This is a genomic window from Flindersiella endophytica (assembly GCF_054779015.1).
In genome coordinates this window covers 41,695-63,744 of record NZ_BAAGYY010000003.1, presented here as the reverse complement: position 1 = coordinate 63,744, position 22,050 = coordinate 41,695, and the positions used below count along the sequence as shown (strand labels likewise).

Annotated in this window: 25 protein-coding genes; 16 read left to right on the top strand and 9 right to left on the bottom strand. The window is 69.4% G+C overall.

What is annotated here, in order from left to right:
- Positions 1 to 228 precede the first annotated feature (228 nt).
- The gene (locus ACYVF6_RS01595; protein WP_460514918.1) at positions 229 to 801 is read right to left on the bottom strand and encodes a TetR/AcrR family transcriptional regulator; all 573 of its coding nucleotides are present in this window, start codon (positions 799 to 801) and stop codon (positions 229 to 231) included.
- 98 nt (positions 802 to 899) lie between these two features.
- Between ACYVF6_RS01595 and ACYVF6_RS01590 the strand changes: the two genes are divergently transcribed.
- Entirely contained in the window at positions 900 to 1,388 is a 489-nt protein-coding gene (locus ACYVF6_RS01590; protein ID WP_460514916.1) for a cupin domain-containing protein, read from the top strand.
- Positions 1,385 to 2,224 carry an SDR family oxidoreductase gene (locus tag ACYVF6_RS01585; protein ID WP_460514914.1) on the top strand — a complete coding sequence of 280 codons (840 nt, stop codon included), beginning with the start codon at positions 1,385 to 1,387 and terminating at the stop codon, positions 2,222 to 2,224. The genes ACYVF6_RS01590 and ACYVF6_RS01585 overlap by 4 nt, the downstream gene beginning before the upstream one ends.
- Here ACYVF6_RS01585 and ACYVF6_RS01580 read toward each other — a convergent pair.
- Positions 2,205 to 2,822 carry a thioredoxin domain-containing protein gene (locus ACYVF6_RS01580; protein ID WP_460514912.1) on the bottom strand — a complete coding sequence of 206 codons (618 nt, stop codon included), beginning with the start codon at positions 2,820 to 2,822 and terminating at the stop codon, positions 2,205 to 2,207. The genes ACYVF6_RS01585 and ACYVF6_RS01580 overlap by 20 nt on opposite strands.
- A gap of 162 nt (positions 2,823 to 2,984) precedes the next feature.
- Here ACYVF6_RS01580 and ACYVF6_RS01575 point away from each other — a divergent pair, with 162 nt between their 5' ends.
- Genes ACYVF6_RS01575 through ACYVF6_RS01560 form a run of 4 tightly spaced genes read left to right on the top strand, consistent with a single transcriptional unit; the run spans position 2,985 to position 5,489 of the window.
- Positions 2,985 to 4,076: an epoxide hydrolase family protein gene (locus tag ACYVF6_RS01575; RefSeq protein WP_460514910.1), complete on the top strand. Its 1,092-nt coding sequence runs from the start codon at positions 2,985 to 2,987 to the stop codon at positions 4,074 to 4,076.
- On the top strand, positions 4,073 to 4,441 hold the full coding sequence (locus ACYVF6_RS01570; protein WP_460514908.1) for a YciI family protein: 369 nt from the start codon (positions 4,073 to 4,075) through the stop codon (positions 4,439 to 4,441). The genes ACYVF6_RS01575 and ACYVF6_RS01570 overlap by 4 nt, the downstream gene beginning before the upstream one ends.
- Entirely contained in the window at positions 4,441 to 5,067 is a 627-nt protein-coding gene (locus ACYVF6_RS01565; protein WP_460514906.1) for a nucleoside/nucleotide kinase family protein, read from the top strand. Before ACYVF6_RS01570 ends, ACYVF6_RS01565 begins: the two co-directional genes overlap by 1 nt.
- A gap of 50 nt (positions 5,068 to 5,117) precedes the next feature.
- Complete coding sequence (locus ACYVF6_RS01560) at positions 5,118 to 5,489, top strand: VOC family protein (protein ID WP_460514904.1); 372 nt, start codon at positions 5,118 to 5,120, stop codon at positions 5,487 to 5,489.
- Positions 5,490 to 5,505: 16 nt separating this feature from the next.
- On the opposite strand, the gene ACYVF6_RS01555 is transcribed toward ACYVF6_RS01560, so the two are convergent.
- Positions 5,506 to 6,444 carry a phosphotransferase family protein gene (locus ACYVF6_RS01555; protein WP_460514902.1) on the bottom strand — a complete coding sequence of 313 codons (939 nt, stop codon included), beginning with the start codon at positions 6,442 to 6,444 and terminating at the stop codon, positions 5,506 to 5,508.
- A gap of 42 nt (positions 6,445 to 6,486) precedes the next feature.
- Between ACYVF6_RS01555 and ACYVF6_RS01550 the strand changes: the two genes are divergently transcribed.
- The 3 genes from ACYVF6_RS01550 to ACYVF6_RS01540 are packed head-to-tail and all read left to right on the top strand — an operon-like array spanning position 6,487 to position 8,059.
- Positions 6,487 to 6,891, top strand: a complete 405-nt coding sequence (locus ACYVF6_RS01550; RefSeq protein ID WP_460514900.1) for a GNAT family N-acetyltransferase — start codon at positions 6,487 to 6,489, stop codon at positions 6,889 to 6,891.
- Between the two features lie 41 nt (positions 6,892 to 6,932).
- Positions 6,933 to 7,556 carry a DUF1707 SHOCT-like domain-containing protein gene (locus ACYVF6_RS01545; protein WP_460514898.1) on the top strand — a complete coding sequence of 208 codons (624 nt, stop codon included), beginning with the start codon at positions 6,933 to 6,935 and terminating at the stop codon, positions 7,554 to 7,556.
- 8 nt (positions 7,557 to 7,564) lie between these two features.
- On the top strand, positions 7,565 to 8,059 hold the full coding sequence (locus tag ACYVF6_RS01540) for a P-loop nucleotide/nucleoside kinase family protein (RefSeq protein ID WP_460514896.1): 495 nt from the start codon (positions 7,565 to 7,567) through the stop codon (positions 8,057 to 8,059).
- A gap of 222 nt (positions 8,060 to 8,281) precedes the next feature.
- Here the strand turns inward: ACYVF6_RS01540 and ACYVF6_RS01535 are convergent, their stop codons facing one another.
- On the bottom strand, positions 8,282 to 9,598 hold the full coding sequence (locus tag ACYVF6_RS01535; protein ID WP_460514895.1) for a serpin family protein: 1,317 nt from the start codon (positions 9,596 to 9,598) through the stop codon (positions 8,282 to 8,284).
- Positions 9,599 to 9,652: 54 nt separating this feature from the next.
- Between ACYVF6_RS01535 and ACYVF6_RS01530 the strand changes: the two genes are divergently transcribed.
- The gene (locus tag ACYVF6_RS01530; RefSeq protein ID WP_460514893.1) at positions 9,653 to 10,192 is read left to right on the top strand and encodes a P-loop NTPase family protein; all 540 of its coding nucleotides are present in this window, start codon (positions 9,653 to 9,655) and stop codon (positions 10,190 to 10,192) included.
- 61 nt (positions 10,193 to 10,253) lie between these two features.
- Positions 10,254 to 11,195 carry a WD40/YVTN/BNR-like repeat-containing protein gene (locus ACYVF6_RS01525; protein ID WP_460514891.1) on the top strand — a complete coding sequence of 314 codons (942 nt, stop codon included), beginning with the start codon at positions 10,254 to 10,256 and terminating at the stop codon, positions 11,193 to 11,195.
- Between the two features lie 87 nt (positions 11,196 to 11,282).
- Here the strand turns inward: ACYVF6_RS01525 and ACYVF6_RS01520 are convergent, their stop codons facing one another.
- Genes ACYVF6_RS01520 through ACYVF6_RS01510 form a run of 3 tightly spaced genes read right to left on the bottom strand, consistent with a single transcriptional unit; the run spans position 11,283 to position 14,982 of the window.
- Complete coding sequence (locus ACYVF6_RS01520) at positions 11,283 to 11,726, bottom strand: DUF1707 SHOCT-like domain-containing protein (RefSeq protein ID WP_460514889.1); 444 nt, start codon at positions 11,724 to 11,726, stop codon at positions 11,283 to 11,285.
- A 57-nt stretch (positions 11,727 to 11,783) separates the two neighbouring features.
- Positions 11,784 to 14,765, bottom strand: a complete 2,982-nt coding sequence (locus ACYVF6_RS01515; protein ID WP_460515178.1) for a glycine--tRNA ligase — start codon at positions 14,763 to 14,765, stop codon at positions 11,784 to 11,786.
- 52 nt (positions 14,766 to 14,817) lie between these two features.
- The gene (locus ACYVF6_RS01510) at positions 14,818 to 14,982 is read right to left on the bottom strand and encodes a hypothetical protein (RefSeq protein WP_460514887.1); all 165 of its coding nucleotides are present in this window, start codon (positions 14,980 to 14,982) and stop codon (positions 14,818 to 14,820) included.
- A 113-nt stretch (positions 14,983 to 15,095) separates the two neighbouring features.
- Here ACYVF6_RS01510 and ACYVF6_RS01505 point away from each other — a divergent pair, with 113 nt between their 5' ends.
- Positions 15,096 to 16,274 carry a threonine synthase gene (locus ACYVF6_RS01505; protein WP_460514885.1) on the top strand — a complete coding sequence of 393 codons (1,179 nt, stop codon included), beginning with the start codon at positions 15,096 to 15,098 and terminating at the stop codon, positions 16,272 to 16,274.
- 4 nt (positions 16,275 to 16,278) lie between these two features.
- Here ACYVF6_RS01505 and ACYVF6_RS01500 read toward each other — a convergent pair whose 3' ends face one another.
- Both ACYVF6_RS01500 and ACYVF6_RS01495 read right to left on the bottom strand, forming a co-directional pair.
- Positions 16,279 to 17,262, bottom strand: coding sequence for an LLM class flavin-dependent oxidoreductase (locus tag ACYVF6_RS01500; RefSeq protein ID WP_460514883.1), 984 nt, complete (start codon positions 17,260 to 17,262; stop codon positions 16,279 to 16,281).
- Positions 17,250 to 18,233, bottom strand: coding sequence for a GNAT family N-acetyltransferase (locus ACYVF6_RS01495; protein WP_460514881.1), 984 nt, complete (start codon positions 18,231 to 18,233; stop codon positions 17,250 to 17,252). The genes ACYVF6_RS01500 and ACYVF6_RS01495 overlap by 13 nt, the downstream gene beginning before the upstream one ends.
- Positions 18,234 to 18,356: 123 nt before the next feature.
- On the opposite strand from ACYVF6_RS01495, the gene ACYVF6_RS01490 reads away from it, so the two are divergent.
- From ACYVF6_RS01490 to ACYVF6_RS01475, 4 genes are read left to right on the top strand one after another with little or no spacing between them, the layout of a single operon-like run.
- Complete coding sequence (locus tag ACYVF6_RS01490; RefSeq protein ID WP_460514879.1) at positions 18,357 to 18,956, top strand: PadR family transcriptional regulator; 600 nt, start codon at positions 18,357 to 18,359, stop codon at positions 18,954 to 18,956.
- A gap of 10 nt (positions 18,957 to 18,966) precedes the next feature.
- Positions 18,967 to 20,586 (top strand): efflux MFS transporter permease, encoded by a 1,620-nt coding sequence (locus ACYVF6_RS01485; RefSeq protein WP_460514877.1) that lies wholly within the window; start codon positions 18,967 to 18,969, stop codon positions 20,584 to 20,586.
- Between the two features lie 37 nt (positions 20,587 to 20,623).
- Positions 20,624 to 21,568: a hypothetical protein gene (locus ACYVF6_RS01480; RefSeq protein WP_460514875.1), complete on the top strand. Its 945-nt coding sequence runs from the start codon at positions 20,624 to 20,626 to the stop codon at positions 21,566 to 21,568.
- Positions 21,565 to 22,047 (top strand): hypothetical protein, encoded by a 483-nt coding sequence (locus tag ACYVF6_RS01475; protein WP_460514873.1) that lies wholly within the window; start codon positions 21,565 to 21,567, stop codon positions 22,045 to 22,047. Before ACYVF6_RS01480 ends, ACYVF6_RS01475 begins: the two co-directional genes overlap by 4 nt.
- Positions 22,048 to 22,050: the final 3 nt, after the last annotated feature.

The following is a 22,050-nucleotide window of genomic DNA, read 5'->3' as shown; positions in this document are numbered from 1 at the left end:
CATGTCGCGTCCGACGGGTGAGGTTCCGGGAAGCCAGGAATCAGACTGTGCTGGCGCACAGGCCAGGCACGCGTCGAACAACCCCGACCGGTCCACCATCCGACGAAAGCGTGCCGTGGTGGGCGGCAGAGGCTCCAAAGTCAAGATGCTGTCTCACGGCGGCACAGGAACCCCAGCCACTGGGACACGCCCAGGCAACCAAAGGCCGCCGACCGAGTACAGCCGGCATCACTGGGCGCGGAGACCGCTGAGCACCAGCTCCACGTAACGGCCCCACTCGCCCGAGCCCGTACGCACCACCGCCGCCAAGCCGCAGCAGATCATCATCACGTCCGTCACCGAGACATCTGGCGAGAGCCCGCCCGCAGCTTTGGCCTCCGCCAGGATGTCGCTCACCACCTCGGTCAGCACCTCTCGCGCCTCCCCCTTCGGCTCGGCTGTTCCGAACGACCCCGCGATCGACGTAGTCAGCCCGCGATCACCCGCGAGGGCCCCACCCACATGGCGCAGGTAGCGGTCCAAGGCGCCGGCCGGGTCCGGCGAGCCCACGCATTCCCGGCGCGCGAACTGCGCGATCTCGGCGAAGCGTTCCTGCGCCGCCGCCTCGACCAATGCCTCCCGCGTCGGGAAGTTGCGGTAGACGGTGCCCACACCCACGCCCGCCGCCCGGGCAACTTCGGGGAGCTGTACGTCGTCGCCGCGTTCGGTGAAGAGGGCGCGGGCGGCTTCCAGGACGCGCGCGCGGTTGCGTTCGGCGTCGGCGCGTGGCCGGCGGCCCGCAGGCGTCGGAGTGGTTGACAACAGCGGCACCCTTCTGGCTATGCTTCCAATCCGGAAGTGGAATCCGACTCCACTTCCGGATCAATTCTAGTGCAAGGCGGAAGGAACCCACCACCAAGATGTCCCACGATCGTTTCATCCTGCTCGACCCGGGCCAAGCACGCCCGCCGAGCGCGGGCGGCCGTACGCCACTGCCGCCGAGCTTCGCCGTCAAGGCGACGACCGGTGACGCCGAGGGCAGGTTCTCCCTGCTCGAGGTCACCATCGCCCGACCGATCCCCCGGCACGTCCATCACCAGGCCGACGAGGCGATCTACGTTCTCGAAGGCGATCTCGGCATCGACGTCGACGGCACCCACCACGTCGCCGGCAAGGGCGCGTTCACCCTGCTCCCCCATGGCGTCCCGCACGCGCTGAGCCCCGCCTCCGACCCGCCGCCGCGCGTCATCCAGATCTCGTCGCCCGGCGGTTGGGAGCACTACCTCGAGGACCTCTTCGAAGCCGGCACCACCGTCCAGACCGAGGACGGCCGGCTCGACCCGCACAAGATCAACCCGATCGCAGCCAAGTACGACATCACCTACGACACGAACGAGGAGCAGTCATGATCCTGGTCACCGGAGCCACCGGCAACGTCGGCCGCAACGTGGTCGCCCAACTCCTGGACGCCGGCGAGCAGGTCCGCGCGACCTCGCGCGACCCCGGACGCGCCACGTTCCCCGCCGGCGTCGAGGTGGTACGTGCCGACCTCGCGCAGCCCGAGACCCTCGGCCCGGCGCTCGAGGGCGTCGACAAGCTGTTCCTGTTCCCCGCTCCCGGCGGCCTGGACGGCTTCGCCGAGGCCGCGAAGCTCGCCGGCGTACGACACGTCGTGCTGCTCTCGGCGATGATGGTGAGCTTCGGCAAGCCCAACCCCGTCGAGCAGTGGCACGCCGCCGCCGAACGGATCGTCGCCGAGTCCGGCGCGACCTGGACCTACCTACGGCCGGGCCAGTTCATGTCCAACGACCTGATGTGGGCCGGCATGATCAACGCCGACGGCACGATCCGCGCCGCGTACGGCCAGGCCGCGACGGCACCGGTCGACGAGCGCGACATCGCCGCCGTCGCGGTCGCCGCGCTGCGCGAGGACGGGCACGAGGGCAAGGTGTACGACCTGACCGGCCCCGAGTCGCTCACGACCGTCGACCGGGTACGCATCCTCGGCGACGCGCTCGGTCGCGAGCTGCGCTTCGACGAACTGACCAGGGAGCAGGGCATCCAGGCACTGAGCGCATACATGCCCCTCCCGGTGATCGAGGCGACGTTCGACTACTGGGCCGGCAGCGTCGGCAGCACCGCACCGACGTTGCCGACCGTCGAGAACGTGACCGGCCGCCCAGCCCGGACCTACGCCCAGTGGGCCGCCGATCACGCCTCCGCGTTCACTGCCCGTGCGGCGTGACGTCCAGCACGTGCGGTCCGATCCAGCCCAGCTCCTGCGTCTCCGCACCCCAGAAGTGCCGGATCACGCCGGAGCTGTCGCGCTGGAAGACGTTGAGCATCGAGATCTGCGCGCCCTCCGCCGACTCCGCGTTGTAGTCGCGGTTGTAGGTCGTCCGGCCCGAGGACAGCAGCCGCAGGTTGCGCCAGTCGCGCTCCCGCGCGTAGGCGAGGATCCGCGGCAGCGGTGACTTCGCGACGACGACGAACGCGACCTCGCGCTCGATGTCCTCGACCGCGCGATCCAGCGGACCGTACAGCTGGGTGCACCACGGGCAGGCCCGCTTCATCTCCGGCCCGTACATGAAGTTGCAGATCACCAGCGTGTCCCGGCTCCCAGAAGGGGCGTCGAACAGCTCCGACAGCTTGATGTCGGTCTCGTTGCCGTCGCGCCCGATGCCCTGGAACACGTAGTCCTGCGGGATCTCACCGCCGGGCGGCAGCTTCCGCCTGGCCGCGGCGACCTCCTCGGTCAGCCGCGCCAGCTCGGCCTCCCGCTCGGCGAGCAGGTTCCGCGCGGTGCGGTACTCCACGGACTCACCAGGAAACGTCAGACTCATCGTTCTCTCCTTCCGGCCGCTCTTCGGCACTCTCGCCGGTACGTCGGCGGGTGTCGGGACGCTTCGACATTTCGTTCGCGAAATTCGGCGAACATTTTTCTCGCGACGAAATGTCGAAGCCTGTCGAGCCGGCCCGACCTCGGTGTTGAAAGGAGAACTGACATGACTGAGAACACCGAGATCCGCCCGTTCACGATCGAGATCCCGCAGGCCGAGCTGGACGAGGTACGGGCCCGGCTGGCCCGTACGCGCTTCACCGAGGAACTGCCCGACGCCGGCGGCGACTACGGCGTGCCCGTACAGCGGGTACGCGAGCTGGTCGACTACTGGCGGACGAGCTACGACTGGCGGCGGCTGGAGGCGAAGCTCAACAGTTACCCGCAGTTCACGACGACGATCGACGGGCAGAACGTCCACTTCCTGCACGTCCGCTCGACCAACGAAGACGCGTTGCCGCTGATCGTCACGCACGGCTGGCCGGGCACGGTGGCCGAGTTCCTGCCGATCATCGAGCCGCTGCGGGCCGACTACCACCTGGTGATCCCGTCGCTGCCCGGCTTCGGCTTCTCCGGTCCGACGAGCGATCGCGGCTGGGGACCGGCCCGGGTCGGCGCGGCGTGGGCGGTGCTGATGCGCCGGCTCGGGTACGACAGGTACGGCGTGGTCGGCAACGACTGGGGAACGCACGTCTCGCTCGAGCTGGGCCGGCACGCACCCGAAGCTGTCGCCGGCGTACACGTCACGCAGATCTTCGCCGAGCCGTCCGGCGACCCGGCGGAGCTCGCCGGGCTGGCGGAGGACGAGCGGCAGGCGTGGGAGATGAACGCCTGGTTCGACCAGAACGGCGGCGCGTACCACGTCGTGCAGGAGCAGGTGCCGCAGACGCTCGCGCACGCACTGTGCGACTCGCCCGCCGGGCTGGCCGCGTGGATCGGCCAGCTCTGCCTCGGCGTGGGCAAGGACTTCACACTCGACACCGTGATGACGTTCTGGCTCACGGGCACGATCGCGTCGGGTATGCGGATGTACTACGAGGACCGCCACGCGCCGGAGCCGACAGCACCAACCACGGTGCCAGTGGGAGTCGCGCAGTTCGCGAACGACTGGCGTACGGTGCGGACGTTCGCCGAGCGCGACCACAAGAACATCGTGTCGTGGAACGTCTACGACACCGGCGGCCACTGGGCGTCTCACGACGCGACCGACCTCCTGGTCGCCGACATTCGCGCGTTCTTTGAAAGGCTGGTGCCGTGAAGTACCTCTTGTTGATCTACACGAACCCTCCGACCTGGGCGCACCCGACGCACCAGTTCCAGGACGTGCCGGACGAGCTGCGCGAGCAGATGGACAAGGAGTTCGAGGCGCTGCTGGGCGAGATCAGGGCTTCGGGTGAGCTGGTCGACGCGGCACCGCTGGCCGAACCGGGACAGACCAAGACGTTCAAGGTGCGTGAGGGCGCCCTGTCGATGACGGACGGGCCATTCGCGGAGGTCAAGGAGCAGCTCGCGGGCTTCTTCATCCTCGACTGTGCCACTCCCGAACGCGCGCAGGAGATCGCCTCCCGCTTTCCCGACTGGCGGTTCGGCGCGGTCGAGCTGCGGCCTTACTACACAGGTTGATGCGCGTCCGCCCGATCACGTTCGACGCGCTGGTGGACGAGCTGGCCGAGCGGATCGCTCGTGTCGAGCCGGAGCAACGCATCCGGGTCGTCGTCGACGGTCCGCCGGCCGGGCGTCCCGAGACCCTCGCGGACGCGCTGGTGGCGCCGTTGCGCCTGCGCGGGCGGGAGGTCCTGCGCGCGTCGGCCTGGGACTTCCTGCGCGCCGCGTCGCTCAGGTTCGAACGGGGCAAGGACGATCCGGACGCCTTCTACGAGGACTGGCTCGACTGGGGCGGGCTGCGGCGGGAGCTGCTCGACCCGGTTGAGCCCGGAGAGTCGGGACGCGTGCTGCCGGCGCTGTGGGACGTGGAGGCCGAGCGAGCGACGCGGGCCTCGTACGTCACGGTGCCTCCGAACGGTGTGGTGGTGCTGGACGGCGCGTTGCTGCTGGGCAACGGGCTGCCGATCGACTTCGCCGTACACCTGTCGATGTCGCCGGCAGCGTTGGAGCGGCAGACCGAGCCGGATAATCGGTGGACGCTGCCGGCGTACGCGCGTTATACCTCAGAGGTCCTGCCGGCTGAGACGGCCGATGCCGTCGTGTTGTGGGACCATCCCGAGCGGCCGGCGCTCGTCGAAGACTGACTCGAGCCTGGGTCAGGCCCGGGTCAAGCTTGGGTCAAGGAGGTGGGTCGATGGCTGCGTTGCGGGACATCGTCGTCGACTGTGCGCACGCGGCGCCGCTGGCGCGGTTCTGGGCGGCGGCCCTGGACGGTTACGACGTCCGGCCGTACGACGAGGAGGAGATCGCGCGGCTGGCCGGCCTCGGCTACACGCCCGAGACCGATCCCACGGTCGCGGTCGACGGGCCTGGACCGACGTGGTTCTTCCAGGAGGTGCCCGAGCCCAAGCTGGGCAAGAACCGCCTGCACCTCGACCTGTCCGCGCCCGATCGGGCCACCGAGGTCGAACGGCTGGTCGCGCTGGGTGCGAGCGTCTTCAAGACGTACGAAGGCCACACGACGCTGCTCGACCCTGAAGGCAACGAGTTCTGCATCGTCGACTGAAGCGGTGGGTGCGCGTCTAGCGCAGTGACCGCCACGGCTCGGGGACGTTGCCGGTGAAGAAGCGCATCACGCCGAGCAGGCGGCTCGGAGGTGGGGCGGTCCAGTGGCGCTGGCCCGGCTTCGGCTCGGCGGCCGCGAGGCCGGCCAGGCCCCAGTCGAGGTGGTACCAAAGCGCCCGCGCCTCCCACTCTCCCGCCTCGCCGGGGTCGTCGAGCTCGTCGCGGTAGCCGGCCAGCAGGTCGGTCAGGTCGAACAGCGGCAGCTTCGCGAACTCCATCGCCGGGTCCGCCCAGGCAGCGTCACCCCAGTCGAGCAGCGCTCGCAGCTCGCGGCCGCCGGCGTCGACCAGCAGGTTCTGCGGCGCGACGTCGCCGTGCAGCAGGACCAGTGGCGCCGGCTCGGGCCGGTACTTCGCGAGCCGGTCGAACCAGCCGTCCAGCCAGCGCCCCGCCTCCGCGTCGAGCCAGCCCTGCTTGGCCAGCTCGGCGACACGTACCCGCGCGTCCCAGCCGCCCACGTCGGTCGGCAGCTCCGGTGCTCGCAACGTTCCGCGGCGTACTCGATGCAGCTTCGCCAGCTCACGCCCGAGCCGCCGCATCACTCCCGGCGTCCGGCCCGGCGAGAGGCCGAGCTGGTCGAGATCGGTGCCGTGGGCGCGCTCGCAGATCATGTACGGCACGTCGAGCAGGGCGTGCGTGTTGTCGTAGGACACGACCGCGGGCGTCCGTACTCCCGCGCGGCGGGCCGCCGGGATCACCAGCGCCTCCTTGCGCAGATCCCGCGCGAACTCGGCTGAGCGCGGGATCCGCAGCACGAGCTCGTCGCCCAGCAGATAGACGTGGTTGGCCACGCCCGCCGGGATCGGCACCACCTGGTCCGGGCGCAGGCCGCGCTGCTCGGCGATGGCCGCGAGCACGCTCGGGGCGGGATCGTTCGCGGTGCCGTTGTCTGCCACTCGGTCACCCTATGGAGCGCGTAGGGTCGCTGTCTTGTGGGTTTGATCGAAGTACTGACAGCCGGCGAGCGGCCGATCCCCGGGGCCGCGGTGGTCGAGCTGTACAAGGTGGAGAACTGGTGGCCGGAACGTACGGCCGAGGACGTCGACGCCGTGGTCGAGGCTTTCCCGGCGGTCGGCGCCTGGCGGGACGGCCGGCTGGTCGGCTTCGCAAGGGCGATCACCGACGGGAAGTTCCACGCGTACCTGGAAGACGTGGTCGTCGCCCCGTCCGAGCGTGGCACCGGCGCGGGCCGCCAGTTGGTGGCCAGGCTGGAGGCCGCGCTGGATCCCGTGCCGCTGGTCTCGTTGTTCTGCCACCACGACGCCGCCGGGTTCTACGAAGCGTGCGGTTACCGCGCGACACGCCAGGTGATGCTGCACCACAAGCTGGCAAACGTTGGCTGATCTGACGCGCTGTCAACAGATGCCAGGGCTATCGTTTGCGCATGGAGAATCTTCCGGAGCGCAGCCGGGACATCCGCGCGTCCGACGCCGAACGGGAACACGTGGTGGAGCTGCTCGGCCAGGCGCTGGCCGACGGCCGGCTCGACGCGGCGGAACACTCCGAGCGGCTCGATCTGGTCTACCAGGCCAAGACGATGGGCGAGCTGGAACCGATCACGTACGACCTGCCCGCACTCCACGAACGGGCGCACCCCGCGCCGGCCGGCTCGATGTCGGGGATGATCGACACCCGTAACGCCTCGGGCGACACCGACCAGCTGATCGGCATCTTCGGCGGCGGCTCCCGGAAGGGCCGCTGGCGGGTCCGGCGCAAGACGCGCATGATCTGTGTCTTCGGCGGCTTCGACATCGACATGACCGAGGCGACGTTCGAGGCGCGTGAGGTCGAGATCCAGGTGTTCGCGCTCTTCGGCGGCTGCGACGTCAAGGTGCCCGACGGCGTGGAGCTGCGCGACAACACCGGCGGAGTCTTCGGCGGCTTCGAGGTCCGCACTGACGACGATCCCATTCCCGGCGCACCGATCGTCACCGTGCGCGGGGTCGGCATCTTCGGCGGCGGCAGCTTCAAGACCGTACGCCGCCGTTCCAAGGAAGTCGACCGCTGACCGACCGCGTGGCGACAGCTCATCTGATCTACGGCTACATCGGCGCGGGCAAGTCCACGTTCGCCGCCCGGCTGGAGCGGGAGCTGCCGGCGATCCGGTTCAGCACCGATGAGTGGATCGGCCGCCTCTACAGCGACGACGAGACCGAGATCGCCGACTTCGGCGTGCTGGTCGATCGCGTGGAGCGGGTCATGGAGCCGGTCTGGACGCAGTGCCTGCGGCACGGCATCGACGTGGTGCTCGACCAGGGATTCTGGGCTCGCTCCAAGCGGGATCGGGTGCGTGCGCTGGTCGCCGCGTGCGGCGCGGAGAGCCGGCTCCACCATGTCGTCTGCGACGACGAGCTAGCCTGGAGCCGCGTCGAGGCGCGCAACGCCGACCTGGGCGGCAGCATCCGGATGAGCCGCAACACCTTCGAGGTGCTCAGGACGCGGCTCGAGCCGCTCGGCATCGACGAGCCGCACACGGTCCTGCGTACCGACGGCTCTGGCTCTGGCGACTAGGGGGTGTCCTGCAAGTGTCGGCGGATAGCGAGGACGCCCGGCGGCGTAGCCGCCAAATGAGCAGAGTGGCGCCGGGCTGGCACCACGGTGGTGATGCGGAAGGGTGCCATGCTGGCAAGGCGGGCGGAGTCGATCGCACAAGGTCATACGGGCGACCTTCGTCCAACGCAGCCAGCGTGGGGCCAGGGCCGCCGCAGCCCGGCGACACTTGCAGGACACCCCCTAGACCGACGGGTCGGCGACCTGGCCGACGAACAGCTGCGCGCCCGTCGGCTTGTGGACGATCGAGAACGCGAACGCCCGGTCGGCTCGGATTCGGGTGTCGACCACGGGCATCGCCGTCGTGCGCATGCCGATCGCCGTTACCGCGGCGGCCTCGGTGCCCCACTCGTCGACGGTGATGTTGGCCTTGTGCACGGCCTGCGTGATGTAGAGGTTCTCCCTCACTCCGATCCCGTTGAAGTCCGCGGCATCCGCGTCGAACGGCACGGTCATGCCGAGTCGCTGCAGCGACGGCACCAGCTGCACGTCCGTCGCGAAGTCGAACTTCGGCATCGCGAAGTCGACCAGGCCCGGCCGCAGCGCGCTGCCGACGGCCGCCAGCGACGCGGGCGCGAGCAGGTCCGGCAGCGCTGACACTGACGCCGGCACGATCACCCGCATCGCGAGCTCGCCGCCGGCGTACGGCAGCTCGACCGCCTGCCAGCCTTCGCCCTCGGCGAATGCGGCCCGCAGCGTGGCGTTGTGCATCATCGGCACGTTGGCCTTCGAGCCGTCGGCCTTGGTGAACGCCTCGTCGCGGGTCAGGCCGGACTCGAACGGCGCCTGCCAGTCGGCCTTGAGGTAAACGGCGTTCGCCAGCACCAGCGCGGTGTCGGGGTCGAGCTGCTCGAAGACCTGCTTGATCCGGTCCGCCGTCTGCTTGGCCGCCCAGGCGTTGACCACCTCGGCCGCCTGGTCGGTGCTGAAGTCGACCGTCCGGACGCCGGCGCCGTACTGCGCGGCCAGCACCCGCAGGAACTCCTGCCGCACCTCGAAGCTCGCGCGTACGAACAGCCCGTTCGCGACCGCCACGATCGGAGGCGAAGGCGGCTTGTCGGGCGACCGCTTCGCGCCGGCAGCTGTCCGCGGCGGCGGCCCGTCGACGGTCACGGCGTCCTGGGTGATCGCGTTCAGCGCGGGATGCAAGCCCTGCTTGGGGAATCCGAAAACCCGATCGATCTGCGCGGCGGTCTGGCCGAGCGCGCCCGCCCGCACCATGCCGAACGCGTACGCGATGCTCAACGGTGAGACGACCACGTTCCTGGTCCTGGAGTCGAGCGTACCGATCAGGGCATGGCCAAAAGCGGACAATCCGTCGACGACTGGCTCGACCGCGGCGGATGCCTGCGGCCGCTCACGGGTGACGCCGGATGCGGTCAACATCTCTGCTTTCGCCTTTCCGCTCGGCTGGTCGTGCGGGCCCGGTGCCGGCTCGCCGCCGCAAGCAGCGAGCAACGCCGCCAGCCCGCCGGCCGTCAGTAGTTCCCTACGCCTCATGCCCTTTCGACGTCCTGCGAGCACACAGGGTTGCCCGCAGTAACCTTGGCGCTCGTGTACGCAAGACCTGGCCGGGCCCTGTTCCTGACCGGCCCGTCCGGAGTGGGCAAGACCGCGGTCGCGCTCCGGCTGCAGGAGACGTTCGACGACCCCTGGATCTTCTACGAGGTCGACCGCTGCCAGCCGCGTACGTCACCGAAAGAGCCGTCAGGCTTCGACATCGAGGACGCCGAACGCCGGATGTCGCGGGCGATCCTGGCCGCCGCCCACGCGTACGTCTCCTCAGGCTTTGATGCGATCATTGAGATCGACCTCGCCGACGACTACCGGCAGCGATGCCTGGTGGAGATCTTCGCGGGGACACCGGTCATGCGCGTGGTGCTCACCTGCACACCGCACGCCCACGAGCAACGCCTGCGAGACAGAGGCGGTCCTGTGCCGGACACATGGGCCCGAATGCATCTGATGAGTACGGATTGGCGGAGCGTTCCGGCCGACTTCGTCGTCGTAACAGACGGTCAGACCGTGCAGGAGACAACCGCTGAGGTGCTCGACCGGCTTCGCTCACGAAGTTGGCCAGAACATTTGGGCTAGATCTTGCGCAACAGGGGGCTATCCACGGGAGAATCACCCGCGGGAGGAAGGGAGCTTCGCGATGGCTTCGGCTATCTACGTGGGTACTGATGACGGGTTGTACATCCTCGGCGACGAAGAGCGCAAGGAACTACCCGGCCATCGGGTCACGGCACTTGTGACCGAGGGTGAAAAGGTTTGGGCGCTCGCCGGCGGCAACCAGATCTTCACCTACGGCCCGAGCAAGATCTGGCGGATGTCGAGCCGGCTCCCGAAGGCGAGCCGGCTACCCCGCCGCAACGGCCCAGAGATCACCCAGGCCACCGCGCTCCACCTCACCAAGGACGGCATGCTGGCCGGCACGGTCGGAGCCCACCTCGCCCGGATCGCCACCGGCTCGTTGATCGAACGCGTCTATGGCTTCGACGAGACGCCTGGCCGGGAGAAGTGGCACACACCGTGGGGCGCGCCGCCTGACGTCCGCTCGATCAGCGGCGACGGCCGGGGCACCTTGTACGTCAACGTGCACGTCGGCGGCATCGCCAAGTCGAGCGACGACGGTGAGACCTGGTCGCCGACGATCGAGATCGAAGCCGATGTCCACCAGGTGCTGGCCGTACCCGACACCGACAAGGTGTTGGCGGCTTCGGCGCGCGGTCTGGAGGTCTCGGAGGACCGCGGCCTGACCTGGACCACCCGCGACCGCGGCCTCGGCGACACCCACTACTGCCGGGCGATCGCGCTGTCCGGTGGGACGGTGCTGGTGTCGGGCTCCAAGGGCCCGGGCGGTGAGCGAGCGGGCATCTACTCCTGCAAGCTGACCGGCAGCCAGCTCACCCGGTGCTCGCGCGGCCTTCCGGAGTTCTTCGACTCCAACATCGACACCCACTGCCTGTCCGCGACCGCCGACACCGCGGCGTTCGGTACGAGCGACGGCACGGTCTACGCCTCCCACGACGAGGGCTACTCCTGGCACGAGGAGGCCACCGGCCTGCCGCCGGTGCGTTCGATCCTCGTGAAGTAGGAAGCCAGGCCGCACAACTTCACAGCAACACCGCGACTGCCCGCCCCGGCCGTGCTCGGCCAAGGGCGGGCAGTCGCGTCTCTTGCCTCAGTCGTCGAGTTTCGGGAGCAGGTAGGCCACCAGCCAGCCGAGGCCGAGGCCGATCAGTCCCGTAATCCATGCGGCAACCCCGCCGCCGTCGAACAGCAGCTCGCCCACGACGTAGGCGATGATGAAGAGCGCGCCGAACGCACCGCCCACGACCAGCGGTTTACGGATGTCGACCTGCAGCACCCACGGCCGGTCGTCGTCGCGCTTGCGCGGGACCGGTTGGCGTTGGTTCTGGTCGCGGCGAACCGCGGGCAGGTCGGCGAGCAGCTTGCCGAGCTCGCCGGCGGTACGCGCCTCGAACGCGGCGGCCAGGCGTTCCTCGAACTCTTCCTGCGTCAGCCGTCCGTGCGCGAGGTGGTCGCCCAGGAGCTCGGCGACCTTGTGCCGTTCCTCATCCCCGATCCGACTCACCAGTTTCCTGGTGTAGCTCTCCCAGCTCATGCCCGGATCCTCCTCAACGTAAAGGATAAGGGGCTGACATCCGAGATCAGGATTTCGTCAGAAAGTGCCAAGCTCCTGCCAGTCGAGGACCGGTGCCGCCAGGTCGCGGATCGACGCGAGCAGGCCGAGCCGGGCCGCGCGTACCGCCGGATCCTCGGCCATCACGAGCACCGCGTCGAAGAACGTGTTGATCGGCGCGACCAGCTCCTGGGCACCGTCTGCGAACTCCGCGAGCCGGAACGACGTGCCGAGCCCTGCGCGTACCTTCTCCAGTACCTGCATCAACGCGATCTCCTCGGCGTCGCTCAGCGCCTCCGGCTCGAACTCCGCCGGCTGGTCGTCCGGAACGATCCGGCGGACGCGCTGCAGCGCAGCGGTCAGATCAGCGAAGCTCTGATCCCCTGCCCGGCGGCCCAGCTCCAGCAGCGTCCCGTCGGCGACGGCCGGGGCGTCGGCCAGCGGCAGCACCGCCCGGACGAACGTGTGCTCGTAGCCCGCGTCCAGCAGCTGCTGCTCGTAACGCCCGATCACGAACTCCGCGGCCTGTTCCAGCGCGGTGTCCGGCACCTCGACACCCTGCGCGCGGATCCGTTCGGCCGCGGCGGCCAGGCCGGTCCGCACCGTGATGTGCTCCAGTTCCGGCCGGCCACGCAGGATGCTGACCACGCCGAGCGCCGCCCGGCGCAACGCGAACGGGTCGGAGCTGCCGGTCGGGTTGGCGCCGACCGCGAACAGCCCGGCCAGCAGGTCGAAGCGATCCGCCAGCGCCAGCAGGGCTCCGGGCGTCGACTCCGGCAGCCGGCCACCCGCGCCGCGCGGCAGCTCCATGTCGTAGAGCGCCTGCGCGACGGCCGGCGTCTCGCCGGCGTGCGAGGCGTACTCGCGGGCCATCACGCCGGCCAGGCTGGTCAGCTCGACCACCATCTGCGAGGCCAGGTCGAACTTCGCCAGCTCGCCGGCCCGGTGCAGCGTCGCCTGCTCCTCCGGAGCGAGATTCGCCTTGCCGGCAAGGTGTTCGGCGACGCCCGCGATCCGGTGCGCGCGGTCGGCGACCGAGCCCAGCGTGCGCTCGAACGCGAGGTTGACGAGGTTGCGCTTGAGCTCGACGGGCGGCACGGAAAGGTCGGCGCGCCAGAAGAACGCGGCGTCTTCGTACCGCGCGCGCAGCACGGCTTCGTATCCGTTGCGTACGACGTCGTGGTCGCATTCGCCGTCGGCGACGGCGACGAAGTGCGGCAGCAGCGTGCCGTCCTGGGCGCGAACGGGTAGGTAGCGCTGGTGTTTGCGCATCACGGTCATCAGTACGTCGGCGGGCAACTCGAGGTAGCGCTGCTCGAAACCTCCGAGTACCGGCTCGGGTCGCTCGACCAGGTTGGTGATCTCGTCGAGCAACGCGGCCTCGCCGTCGACGTCGATCCGGCCGCCGACGCCGGCTGCCAGCTCGACCGCTCGTTCGACGATCAGCGCGCGCCGCTCGTCGGCGTCGGCGAGGATGTCGTGGCCCTTGAGGAAGTCGAGGTAGCCGTCGGCCTTCGCGACCGTGACCTTCGGCTGCGCGGCGGTCCGGCGGACCCGGGTCGTCGCGCTCGCCTGCAGCGTCGACACCGCGACCGGCACCGGCGTCTCGCCGAGCAGCGCGACCAGCCAGCGGATCGGGCGGGTGAAGTCGAGCTTCGGGTCGTTCCAGCGCATGTTCTTGTCGGCACGCAGCTCGGCGACCAGCGAGCCGAGCACCTGCGAGAGCACCCCGGTGGCCTTGCGCCCCTCGTCGGTGCGTACGGCGGCGACGTACTCGACCCCGCCCTGCTCGATCCGGGTGAGGTCAGCCGGGTCGATCCCCTGCCCGCGCGCGAAGCCCTGCGCGGCCTTGGTCGGCTGACCGTCGGCGTCGAAGGCGGCTTGGACGCGCGGTCCGCGTACGGTGCGCTCGGCGTCGGGCTCACGCGGCTGCACGGCCTCGACGATCGCGATCAGGCGGCGGGGCGTGGAGTAGACGTCGATGTCGCCGTGGACCAGCCGGGTCTCGGCCAGCTTGGCCGTCAGGGCCTGCTTGACGGCTTCGGACTGACGGCGTACCTCGGCGTGCGGCAGCTCCTCGGTGCCGACCTCGAACAGCAGCGTGGACGGGCTCTCGATGTCGGGGAACTCGGCTGGAAGCGTGGCGTCCGGCGGAGGCTCGACGACGCCGAGGGGGTAGTTGAGCTCCTTGCGGCGCTCGTCCCACAGCTCGGAAACCTGCCTGGCGAGCTTACGCATGGTGGCGAACGCCGCTGCACGCTCGGTGGTGCTGATCGCACCGCGCGAGTCGAGCACGTTGAACGCGTGCGAGCACTTCAGGACGTAGGTGTGCGCCGGCACCGGCAGGCGCTCGTCGACGCAGCGCTGGGCCTCCGAGGCGTACTCGTCGAACAGCCGCCGGTTGGCCTCCACGTCGGCGTCGTCCAGGTAGTAGCGGCTCATTTCGTACTCGGCCTGGCCGAATGCCTCGCCGTAAGAGATGCCGGGGGCGTAGGCGATGTCCTTGAAGTGGCTGACGTTCTGCAGCGCCATCAGGATGCGCTCGATGCCGTAGGTGATCTCGACCGACACGGGGTCGAGGTTCTTGCCGCCGGCCTGCTGGAAGTAGGTGAACTGGGTGATCTCCATCCCGTCCAGCCAGACCTCCCAGCCGAGGCCCCAGGCGCCGAGCGCGGGCGACGCCCAGTTGTCCTCGACGAAGCGGATGTCGTGGGCGTGGATGTCGATGCCGAGCGCTTCCAGGCTGCCGAGGTAGACCTCCTGTGGGTCGCCGGGGTCGGGCTTCAGGATCACCTGGAACTGCGTGTGGGTCTGCAGGCGGTTGGGGTTCTCGCCGTATCGGGCGTCGTCGGGCCGGACGGACGGCTCGACGTACGACACGCGCCACGGCTCCGGACCGAGCACGCGCAGGATCGTCGCCGGGTTGTAGGTACCCGCGCCGACCTCGGTGTTGAACGGCTGCACGATCATGCAGCCCCGGTCGGTCCAGTACTTCGTCAGCGCCAGCAGCGCATCCTGCATCGTCAGCACGACGCAACGATACGAGAACCGCCGCCGGCGGGTTTGGCCAGCGTCACCTGCGCCGGCGAGCGGACGTGGCCGCTGTCGGGTACGCCCGCGACCGGAGGAAGTAGTCCTTGGCCTCCGGCCGGAAGAGCAGCCAGGCCACGCCGCTGACCAGGAGCAGGGTGGTCGCGGTCTGCAGCACGTTGGGGGTGGCCGGCCGGCTGAGAGGCATCGGTGGTGGCATGCCGACTGGTGGTTGCGTTATGGGGTCAGCGTCGGTCAACTGGTCCGGGAGCGGTCCCCAGCGGCAGCAACCGGACACCGGACAGCGGGCATGATCGAGGGATGACGTATTCGTTCCTCAGTCACCTGGAATGTCCGCGTTGCGGCCTGACGCACGAGGCCGACCGGCTCACGAACCTGTGCTCCTGCGGGTCGCCGTTACTGGTCCGGTACGACCTCGGCGGCGCGGCGGCGGCGTTCACGGCGGAGGCGATCGCGTCGCGAGGGCCGACGATGTGGCGCTACCACGAGCTGCTGCCGGTCCGTGACCCGCGATACGTCGTCAGCCTCGGGGAGGGGATGACGCCGCTCGTCGCCACGCCGCGGCTCGGCAAGGAGCTCGGCGTACCCGGGTTGCTGATGAAGGACGAAGGCGTGCTGCCCGGCGGCTCGTTCAAGACCCGCGGCGCGGCCGCCGGCGTGTCGCGGGCGCTGGAGCTCGGCGCCACCGGGATCGCGATGCCGACCAACGGCAACGCCGGCGCGGCCTGGGCGCTCTACTCCGCGCGGGCCGGGATGGCCAGCCTGATCGCGATGCCGGCGAACGCGCCGGAGATCACGCGCCGCGAGTGCACGATCGCCGGGGCGGAGCTGCACATCGTCGACGGGCACATCGGGGACGCGGGGGCGCTGATCGCGTCCGAGCTGGCGAAGCGGACCGGCTACCTCGACACGTCGACGCTGAAGGAGCCGTACCGCATCGAGGGCAAGAAGACGATGGGCCTCGAGATCGCCGAGCAGCTGGGCTGGCGGATGCCCGACGTCATCCTCTATCCCACCGGCGGCGGCGTCGGCATCATCGGGATCCACAAGGCGCTCCTCGAGCTGCGCGAGCTCGGCCTGGTCGAAGGCGAGCTGCCGCGGCTGGTGGCGGTGCAGTCGACAGGCTGCGCGCCGATCGTCGCCGCGTACGAGCGAGGGGACGCCGAGAGTACGGCGTGGGAGTCGCCGTACACCGTGGCGTTCGGCATCAACGTGCCCAAGCCGCTCGGCGACTTCCTCATCCTGCGGGCGATCTACGAGACCGGCGGCTGCGCGATCGCGGTGTCCGACGAGGAGGCGCTGGCGGAGCAGGCCGCGTGCGCCCGGCTCGAGGGCAACGTGATCTGCCCCGAAGGCGCCGCGACACTGGCCGCCGTCCGCCGGCTACGGGCGTCGGACTGGATCGGCGAGAACGACAACGTGGTGGTGCTCAACACCGGCACCGGACTGAAGTACCCGGAGACGTTGCCGCTTGCTTAGTTACTCAGGTGAGGCGGGGGATGACGGCTTCGGCGAACAGCCGCTGGGAGGTGGCCGCCTGTTCCTGGCTGAGGCCGGGAAGCCTGGCCCAGAACGCGAACTGGTCGAACGGGACGTCGTTGTGGAGCGCGGCCAGCCGGTCGGCGACGTCGCCGGGTGTGCCGACGAGGTAGTCCTCGCGGTCGAGGTCCTCCGGGCGCAGCGGCTCTGGCCGCAGCGCGGACTCGAGGTACGCGATGCCGGGTGCTGCCTGCTGCCAGACCTGCTCCGCGTCCTCGGCGACGTGGCAGACGCCTGTCAGGACGAACGGGAACGTCTCTCGCGCGCGGCCGTGTCGTTCGAGCGCCTCGGCGTAGGCGGTGTAGCGCTCGAGCGCGTGCCTCGGCTCGGCGACGTAGGTCAGCAGGCCGTCGGCGAGGCGGACCGCGCGGTCCAGTGCCGGGCCGCCGGTCGCGCCGACGTAGATCGGGGCGGCACCGTCCGGGCGCGGAGCGAACGGGCCGTCCGGCACCGTGAACCGCCGGCCGGAAAACCCCGTCCGGCCCTCCTGCCACGCTCGCCGGATGATCGAGAGCCCTTCCTCCAACCGGGAAGGCCGGTGCGAGCGTTCCACGCCGAACAGTGCGAACTCGTGCCGTACGTATCCTTGGCCGACTCCGAGGATCAGCCGCCCACCGGAGATCGCGTGCACCGCCGCGCCGTCCTCGGCGACGCGAAGCGGGTGGTGCAGCGGCAGCAACAGGACGTTCGTCCCGATGGTGATCCGCCGAGTCCGCGCGGCGATCGCGGCTGCCAGCACCAGCGGTGACGCCACGAAACCGTCCGCCGAGCCGTGGTGCTCCGGCAGCCACACTGTCTCGTAGCCGAGTTGCTCAGCCGCTTCGATCAGCTCGAGGCACCCTGCGTAGTGCTCGGCGGCGCTCGCCCGCCACGGCGAGGGCTGCCAGAAGCTGTGCATCACCCCGAACGACGGCATCACAGCTCGCACCGGTAGTCGGTCCGGCACCGGGTCGTACGGAAGCCGATCCGTTCGTACAGGCCGAGCGCGCCCGTGAGGTTGTCGGCGTCGACGGCGAGCGAGGCGATGTCGTACCCAGCCGCTTTGGCGTTCGCCAGCGAGTTCGCGATCAGCGCCTGGGCGGCGCCGCGGCCCCGCCACTCTCGCCGCGTGCCGATCTGCCCGAGGTAGCAGTCGCGTTGCCCGGTCGCCCGTTCGCGCGCCTCATTCTCGTAGCCGAGTACGTACGCGACCACGCGCTCGCGCTCGTCCAGCAGCAGGCTGCTCAGCCCCGCTCGGAACGTCTGCGACCTGGTGGCGTGCCGGTGCCAGAACTCCTGGTCGCGCGGGACGAAACCCCAGTGGTCGAGGAACGCCTCGTTGTGCGCCTCGAGCGTGGCTTCGTCCAGAGCCGGCTCGAACACGGTGATCCGGCCACCAACCGGCGTCCGCGCCGGCGGGATCGGATCATCGGTGAGGTCGAAGGCCATCGCGCGAAACCAGCGGACGGCCTCGAAGCCCGCTTGCTCGGCCAGGGCCTGGAGCGCGGCGTTCTCCGTCGGGCCGCCGATATCGAGGTTGGCCAGCTTGTCCGGATGGCGCTCGGCTCGGATCGCGGTCGAACGAGCGCGCATCCACGCCACCAGCCCGAGCCCGAGCCCACGCCGCCGCCAGTCCGGATGGACTCCGCCGGCGGCCCGGAACGTCGCGGCCTCGGCGACGACCGGCGGGCGGACGTGGCCGTAGCCCACGAGCCGGTCGCCGTGCCACAGGCCGAGTGTGTCGCGCGCCGGATCCAGTCTCGGGTTGGCGAGCACCTCCGCCAGACCCTCGGCGTCGTGGTGCAGGTCAGCCCGCTCGACCGCCTCGATGTCGTTCAGCAGGCGGACCCACGCCTCGACGTCGGCCCGCTCGATCGGACGGGCAGCGATCCCGTCCGGCCAGTCCCCTTCTGGTGCCATGCGCCGACGGTATGCCGACGGCGACCGCCAGGCCATCGAATTCGGCGGTTGTCAATCGGATAGCCCTGCCGGTATAGTCCACGTGGACTAATTCGGATGGTCTAGTTCACCTGGAGTGAAAACATGCCCGCCGCCGGTACCCGGCTGACGCCCATCGCCCTGGTCGTCCTGTCCCTCCTGCACGAGGAGCCGATGCATCCGTACGAGATGCACCAGACCCTGCGCATCAGGCACACCGACCGGGTCGTGAAGTTGAAGGCCGGGACGCTCTACCACACCGTCGAGCGGCTGGCGCGCCAAGGACTGATCGCTCCGACCGAGACCAGCCGCACCGGGCGGCGACCCGAACGCACGGTCTACACCATTACCGACGTCGGACGCGACCTGTTCACCGAGCAGACCCTCACCATGCTGAGCAGCCCGGCAGACGAGTTCCCCGAGTATCCACTCGCACTCACGCTGGCCAACGACGTTCCGGTCGAGACCGTGATCATCGAACTGGAACGGCGGTGCGGCGAGCTCCGCCGGGCCAACGAGCTCGACGACCTGTCCGTCGGCCGGCTCGAACGGATGGACCTCCCCCGGGCGTACTGGCTCGACGTCGTTTACCAGCAGGCCATGCGCAAGGCCGAGCTCGCTTGGACCGAGGCCCTGCTGGACGACCTGCGCAGCGAACGGCTCACGTGGCCGAACGACCCGATCGACAAAACCTCTGTCAAATAAGGACCGATTGATGACTGACAACTCGAGGAGATCCTGGCTGGCGCTGTCGGCGCTGTGCCTCGGCTTCTTCATGATCTTGTTGGACACGACGATCGTCAACGTCGCGATTCCACGCATGATCGAGGACTTGCAGGCAAGCCTTTCCGACATCATCTGGGTGAACAGCGTCTACCTCCTGACGTACGCGACGCCGCTGCTGGTGTCCGGACGGCTGGGCGACCGGTTCGGCCCGCGGCGGATATTCCTGCTGGGTCTGGTGCTGTTCACGCTTTCGTCGCTGGCGTGTGGCCTGTCGAACTCCGTCGAGGCGCTGATCGCCGCGCGGGCCGTCCAAGGGCTCGGCGCGGCGGCGATGACGCCGCAGACGATGGCGTTCATCACCCATCTCTTCCCACCCAGCAAGCGGGGCGCGCCGATGGGCATGTGGGGCGCGGTCGCCGGCGTGGCGACGATCACCGGACCGCTGCTCGGCGGTGTGCTGGTCGACGGGCTCGGCTGGGAATGGATCTTCTTCGTCAACGTGCCGGTCGGCGTGATCGCGGTCGTGATGACGCTGGCGCTCGTACCCAACTGGCGGCCGGCACACGCGCACAAGTTCGATCCACTCGGAATCTTCTTGTTCTGCGTGGGTTTGTGCGCGCTGGTGTTCGGCCTGCAGGAAGGGCAGCGCTTCGACTGGGGTTCCGTGTGGGGGCCGGTGACGATCCCCATGCTGATCGGCGGTGGGGCCGTGCTGCTGGTTCTGTTCGTACTGTGGCAGCGGGTGAACCGCGCGGAGCCGCTGCTGCCGTTGCAGATCTTCCGGCACTGGAACTTCTCGCTGTCGAACATCGCAGGCCTCTGCGTCGGCTTCGCGATGGTCGGGAGCTTCCTGCCGCTGACGATCTACCTGCAGGACGTACTGGGCCTGACGCCGATCCGGGCCGGGCTGCTGACGGCGCCGATGTCGCTGCTGTCCGGGATCGTGGCGCCGTTCGCCGGCCGGCTGTCCGACCGGATCAACGGCAAGTGGGTGGCCGCGGCGGGATTCACCTTGTACGCAACGGGAATCGCCGTCATCGCGTGGCAGGTCTCGGCCACCACCAGCCCGACCTCACTGATCCCGGCGTTGCTCGTCTGCGGCGTCGGTGTGGGATGCCTGTTCTCACCGCTGGCCAACCTGGCGACGTTCGGTCTCGAACCCCGCCTGATCGGCGCGGGTGCCGGCATCTTCAACACCTCGCGCCAGGTCGGCTCCGTCTTCGGCAGCGCGGCGATCGGCGTACTCCTACAGGCCCGGATGACGGTCGAGCTGCCGGCCGCGGCCCGCACGGATGCCGCGGCTTTGCCGCCGCAGTACCGGCAACCCTTCATCGACGCGATGACCGAGGCCGCCAACAGCTCCGGCGAGTTCACCGGTGCGGCCCAGGCGTCGCCGCCGCCTGGCGTGCCGGGCCAGGTGGCGCGGCAGCTGGAGGCCCTCGGACAGACCGTCTTCGCGCACGGCTTCACCTCGGCGACCAAGTTCTCGCTACTGCTGCCGGTGGCGGTCCTGTTCGTGGGCGTCCTCGCGTGCATGGTGATGACCCGGAAGCGGCCGGCCGCACCGGCACCGACCCAGTCCGCGCCCTCGGTCACGGTCGACGCCTGATCCGCGCGCCAGAAGCCGCCCATGTCACGATTACGGCATGGGCGGTTACTGGCGTGAGACCCGCGGGGCGGATGATCCCGGCGAACGCATCGAGCAATCCAGCCAGCCGTCCACCGACCGCCCGTCGGCATCGTGGCCCAATCTGGAAGCGGCGAGCACCGAGAAGCTCCTCCAGGCGATGGGCTACGACTGGAAAGACCTGACGTCTGAGGTCGGCGACCTACCGCGCGAGAGCCAGGCTGCGATCGAGCGCTTCGAGCCCCGCCAAGCCAACCTGCCCGAGCTGACCCGCGAGGAAGCCGGCGCCTACATCCGTGACACCGGTGAGACCCGCCCCTGGCTCAGAACGGCGGAGCGGGCAGCACCGGAGATCCAGCACGTCGTAGCCTCCGTCGACCAGGGCGGTGGCCACGCCGCCGAGCGACATGAGGGCTTCACTGCCGGCGAACGCAACGAGCGTCGCGTCGATGGACTCGAAGATCCCGCCCAACTCGACCCCGACCTCCGTGCGGAAGGCAAGGACGCCATGTCCCCAGAACGACGTCACAGGTGTGGCGACACCGCCACCGCTATCAACAACCCTGAGGCGTTCGCAGCTGCTTTCGCTCGCGGAGCCGCCCACCCAGACATTCAGGCAACGCTGGGGCGGCCACGCTCGCCGGAGGAAGTGCGGACGCCGAGAGCCGTCGAGATCCCCATCGAGGAGTTGCTCGGTGAGGATGGCGCCAACCACTGCGAGGGGCATCGGCTGCTCCCCATCGACGGCGATATAGAGGCCGCCAAGCGGTACCGCCTCCGGTGGGTCAATGCGGAGCCAGAGCAGCGCGCCGGGATGACGCGGCCGGCAACGGAAGCTATCACGAATGAGGAATTCCGCGGTGGGACGATCGTCTTCGCTTTCGGTGTGACGGCCGACCGCAGCCACTGGGAGATCACAACCATGTATCCAAAGCCGCGAGACAGGAACGAGCCCCAGCCGTGAGCTACAAGGACGACTACCGCAACGAGAACACCGAGGCGCCGTTCTACTGGTTGATCAGCACCCTCCGGACCTACCTCGAACCCGAGGTCTATGACTTTGACCAGCTGGTGGATGACCTGCAGTCACGTAGCGAATGGACCAGACAGTTCAAGGACCAGCATCGTGCTGCCCTGCTCGACCCCAGCCAACTGCCCGATGGCGCGATCTACTGGGCCGCGAGCTACGACGACGGCAACCAGGTCAGGTATCTCCGCCGGTTGTGGCGCGATCTCTATCCGGGCGAGCCGGTGCCGGGCGGTGACGACGAGTTTCGCGAAGACCTGCGCAAGCTGATCTCGGGTGAGGTCGAACACCGGCCGCTACCAACGACCGTGATCGAGTATGACGACAGCTGGGGTAAGCCGGCGACGGTCGAGGAACTGCAGGAGCTGGGCAGGCGGATCTGGCAGCGCTTCTATCCGGACGAGCCGCTTCCGTAGGCG

Bases quoted from the DNA above. Each gene is read 5' to 3' on its own strand.
- ACYVF6_RS01590 (WP_460514916.1), top strand. From the start codon at position 900: ATGTCCCACGATCGTTTCATCCTGCTCGACCCGGGCCAAGCACGCCCG.
- ACYVF6_RS01585 (WP_460514914.1), top strand. From the start codon at position 1,385: ATGATCCTGGTCACCGGAGCCACCGGCAACGTCGGCCGCAACGTGGTC.
- ACYVF6_RS01580 (WP_460514912.1), bottom strand. From the start codon at position 2,822: ATGAGTCTGACGTTTCCTGGTGAGTCCGTGGAGTACCGCACCGCGCGG.
- ACYVF6_RS01575 (WP_460514910.1), top strand. From the start codon at position 2,985: ATGACTGAGAACACCGAGATCCGCCCGTTCACGATCGAGATCCCGCAG.
- ACYVF6_RS01565 (WP_460514906.1), top strand. From the start codon at position 4,441: ATGCGCGTCCGCCCGATCACGTTCGACGCGCTGGTGGACGAGCTGGCC.
- ACYVF6_RS01560 (WP_460514904.1), top strand. From the start codon at position 5,118: ATGGCTGCGTTGCGGGACATCGTCGTCGACTGTGCGCACGCGGCGCCG.
- ACYVF6_RS01545 (WP_460514898.1), top strand. From the start codon at position 6,933: ATGGAGAATCTTCCGGAGCGCAGCCGGGACATCCGCGCGTCCGACGCC.
- ACYVF6_RS01535 (WP_460514895.1), bottom strand. From the start codon at position 9,598: ATGAGGCGTAGGGAACTACTGACGGCCGGCGGGCTGGCGGCGTTGCTC.
- ACYVF6_RS01525 (WP_460514891.1), top strand. From the start codon at position 10,254: ATGGCTTCGGCTATCTACGTGGGTACTGATGACGGGTTGTACATCCTC.
- ACYVF6_RS01520 (WP_460514889.1), bottom strand. From the start codon at position 11,726: ATGAGCTGGGAGAGCTACACCAGGAAACTGGTGAGTCGGATCGGGGAT.
- ACYVF6_RS01515 (WP_460515178.1), bottom strand. From the start codon at position 14,765: ATGCAGGATGCGCTGCTGGCGCTGACGAAGTACTGGACCGACCGGGGC.
- ACYVF6_RS01510 (WP_460514887.1), bottom strand. From the start codon at position 14,982: ATGCCTCTCAGCCGGCCGGCCACCCCCAACGTGCTGCAGACCGCGACC.
- ACYVF6_RS01505 (WP_460514885.1), top strand. From the start codon at position 15,096: ATGACGTATTCGTTCCTCAGTCACCTGGAATGTCCGCGTTGCGGCCTG.
- ACYVF6_RS01495 (WP_460514881.1), bottom strand. From the start codon at position 18,233: ATGGCACCAGAAGGGGACTGGCCGGACGGGATCGCTGCCCGTCCGATC.
- ACYVF6_RS01490 (WP_460514879.1), top strand. From the start codon at position 18,357: ATGCCCGCCGCCGGTACCCGGCTGACGCCCATCGCCCTGGTCGTCCTG.
- ACYVF6_RS01485 (WP_460514877.1), top strand. From the start codon at position 18,967: ATGACTGACAACTCGAGGAGATCCTGGCTGGCGCTGTCGGCGCTGTGC.
- ACYVF6_RS01480 (WP_460514875.1), top strand. From the start codon at position 20,624: ATGGGCGGTTACTGGCGTGAGACCCGCGGGGCGGATGATCCCGGCGAA.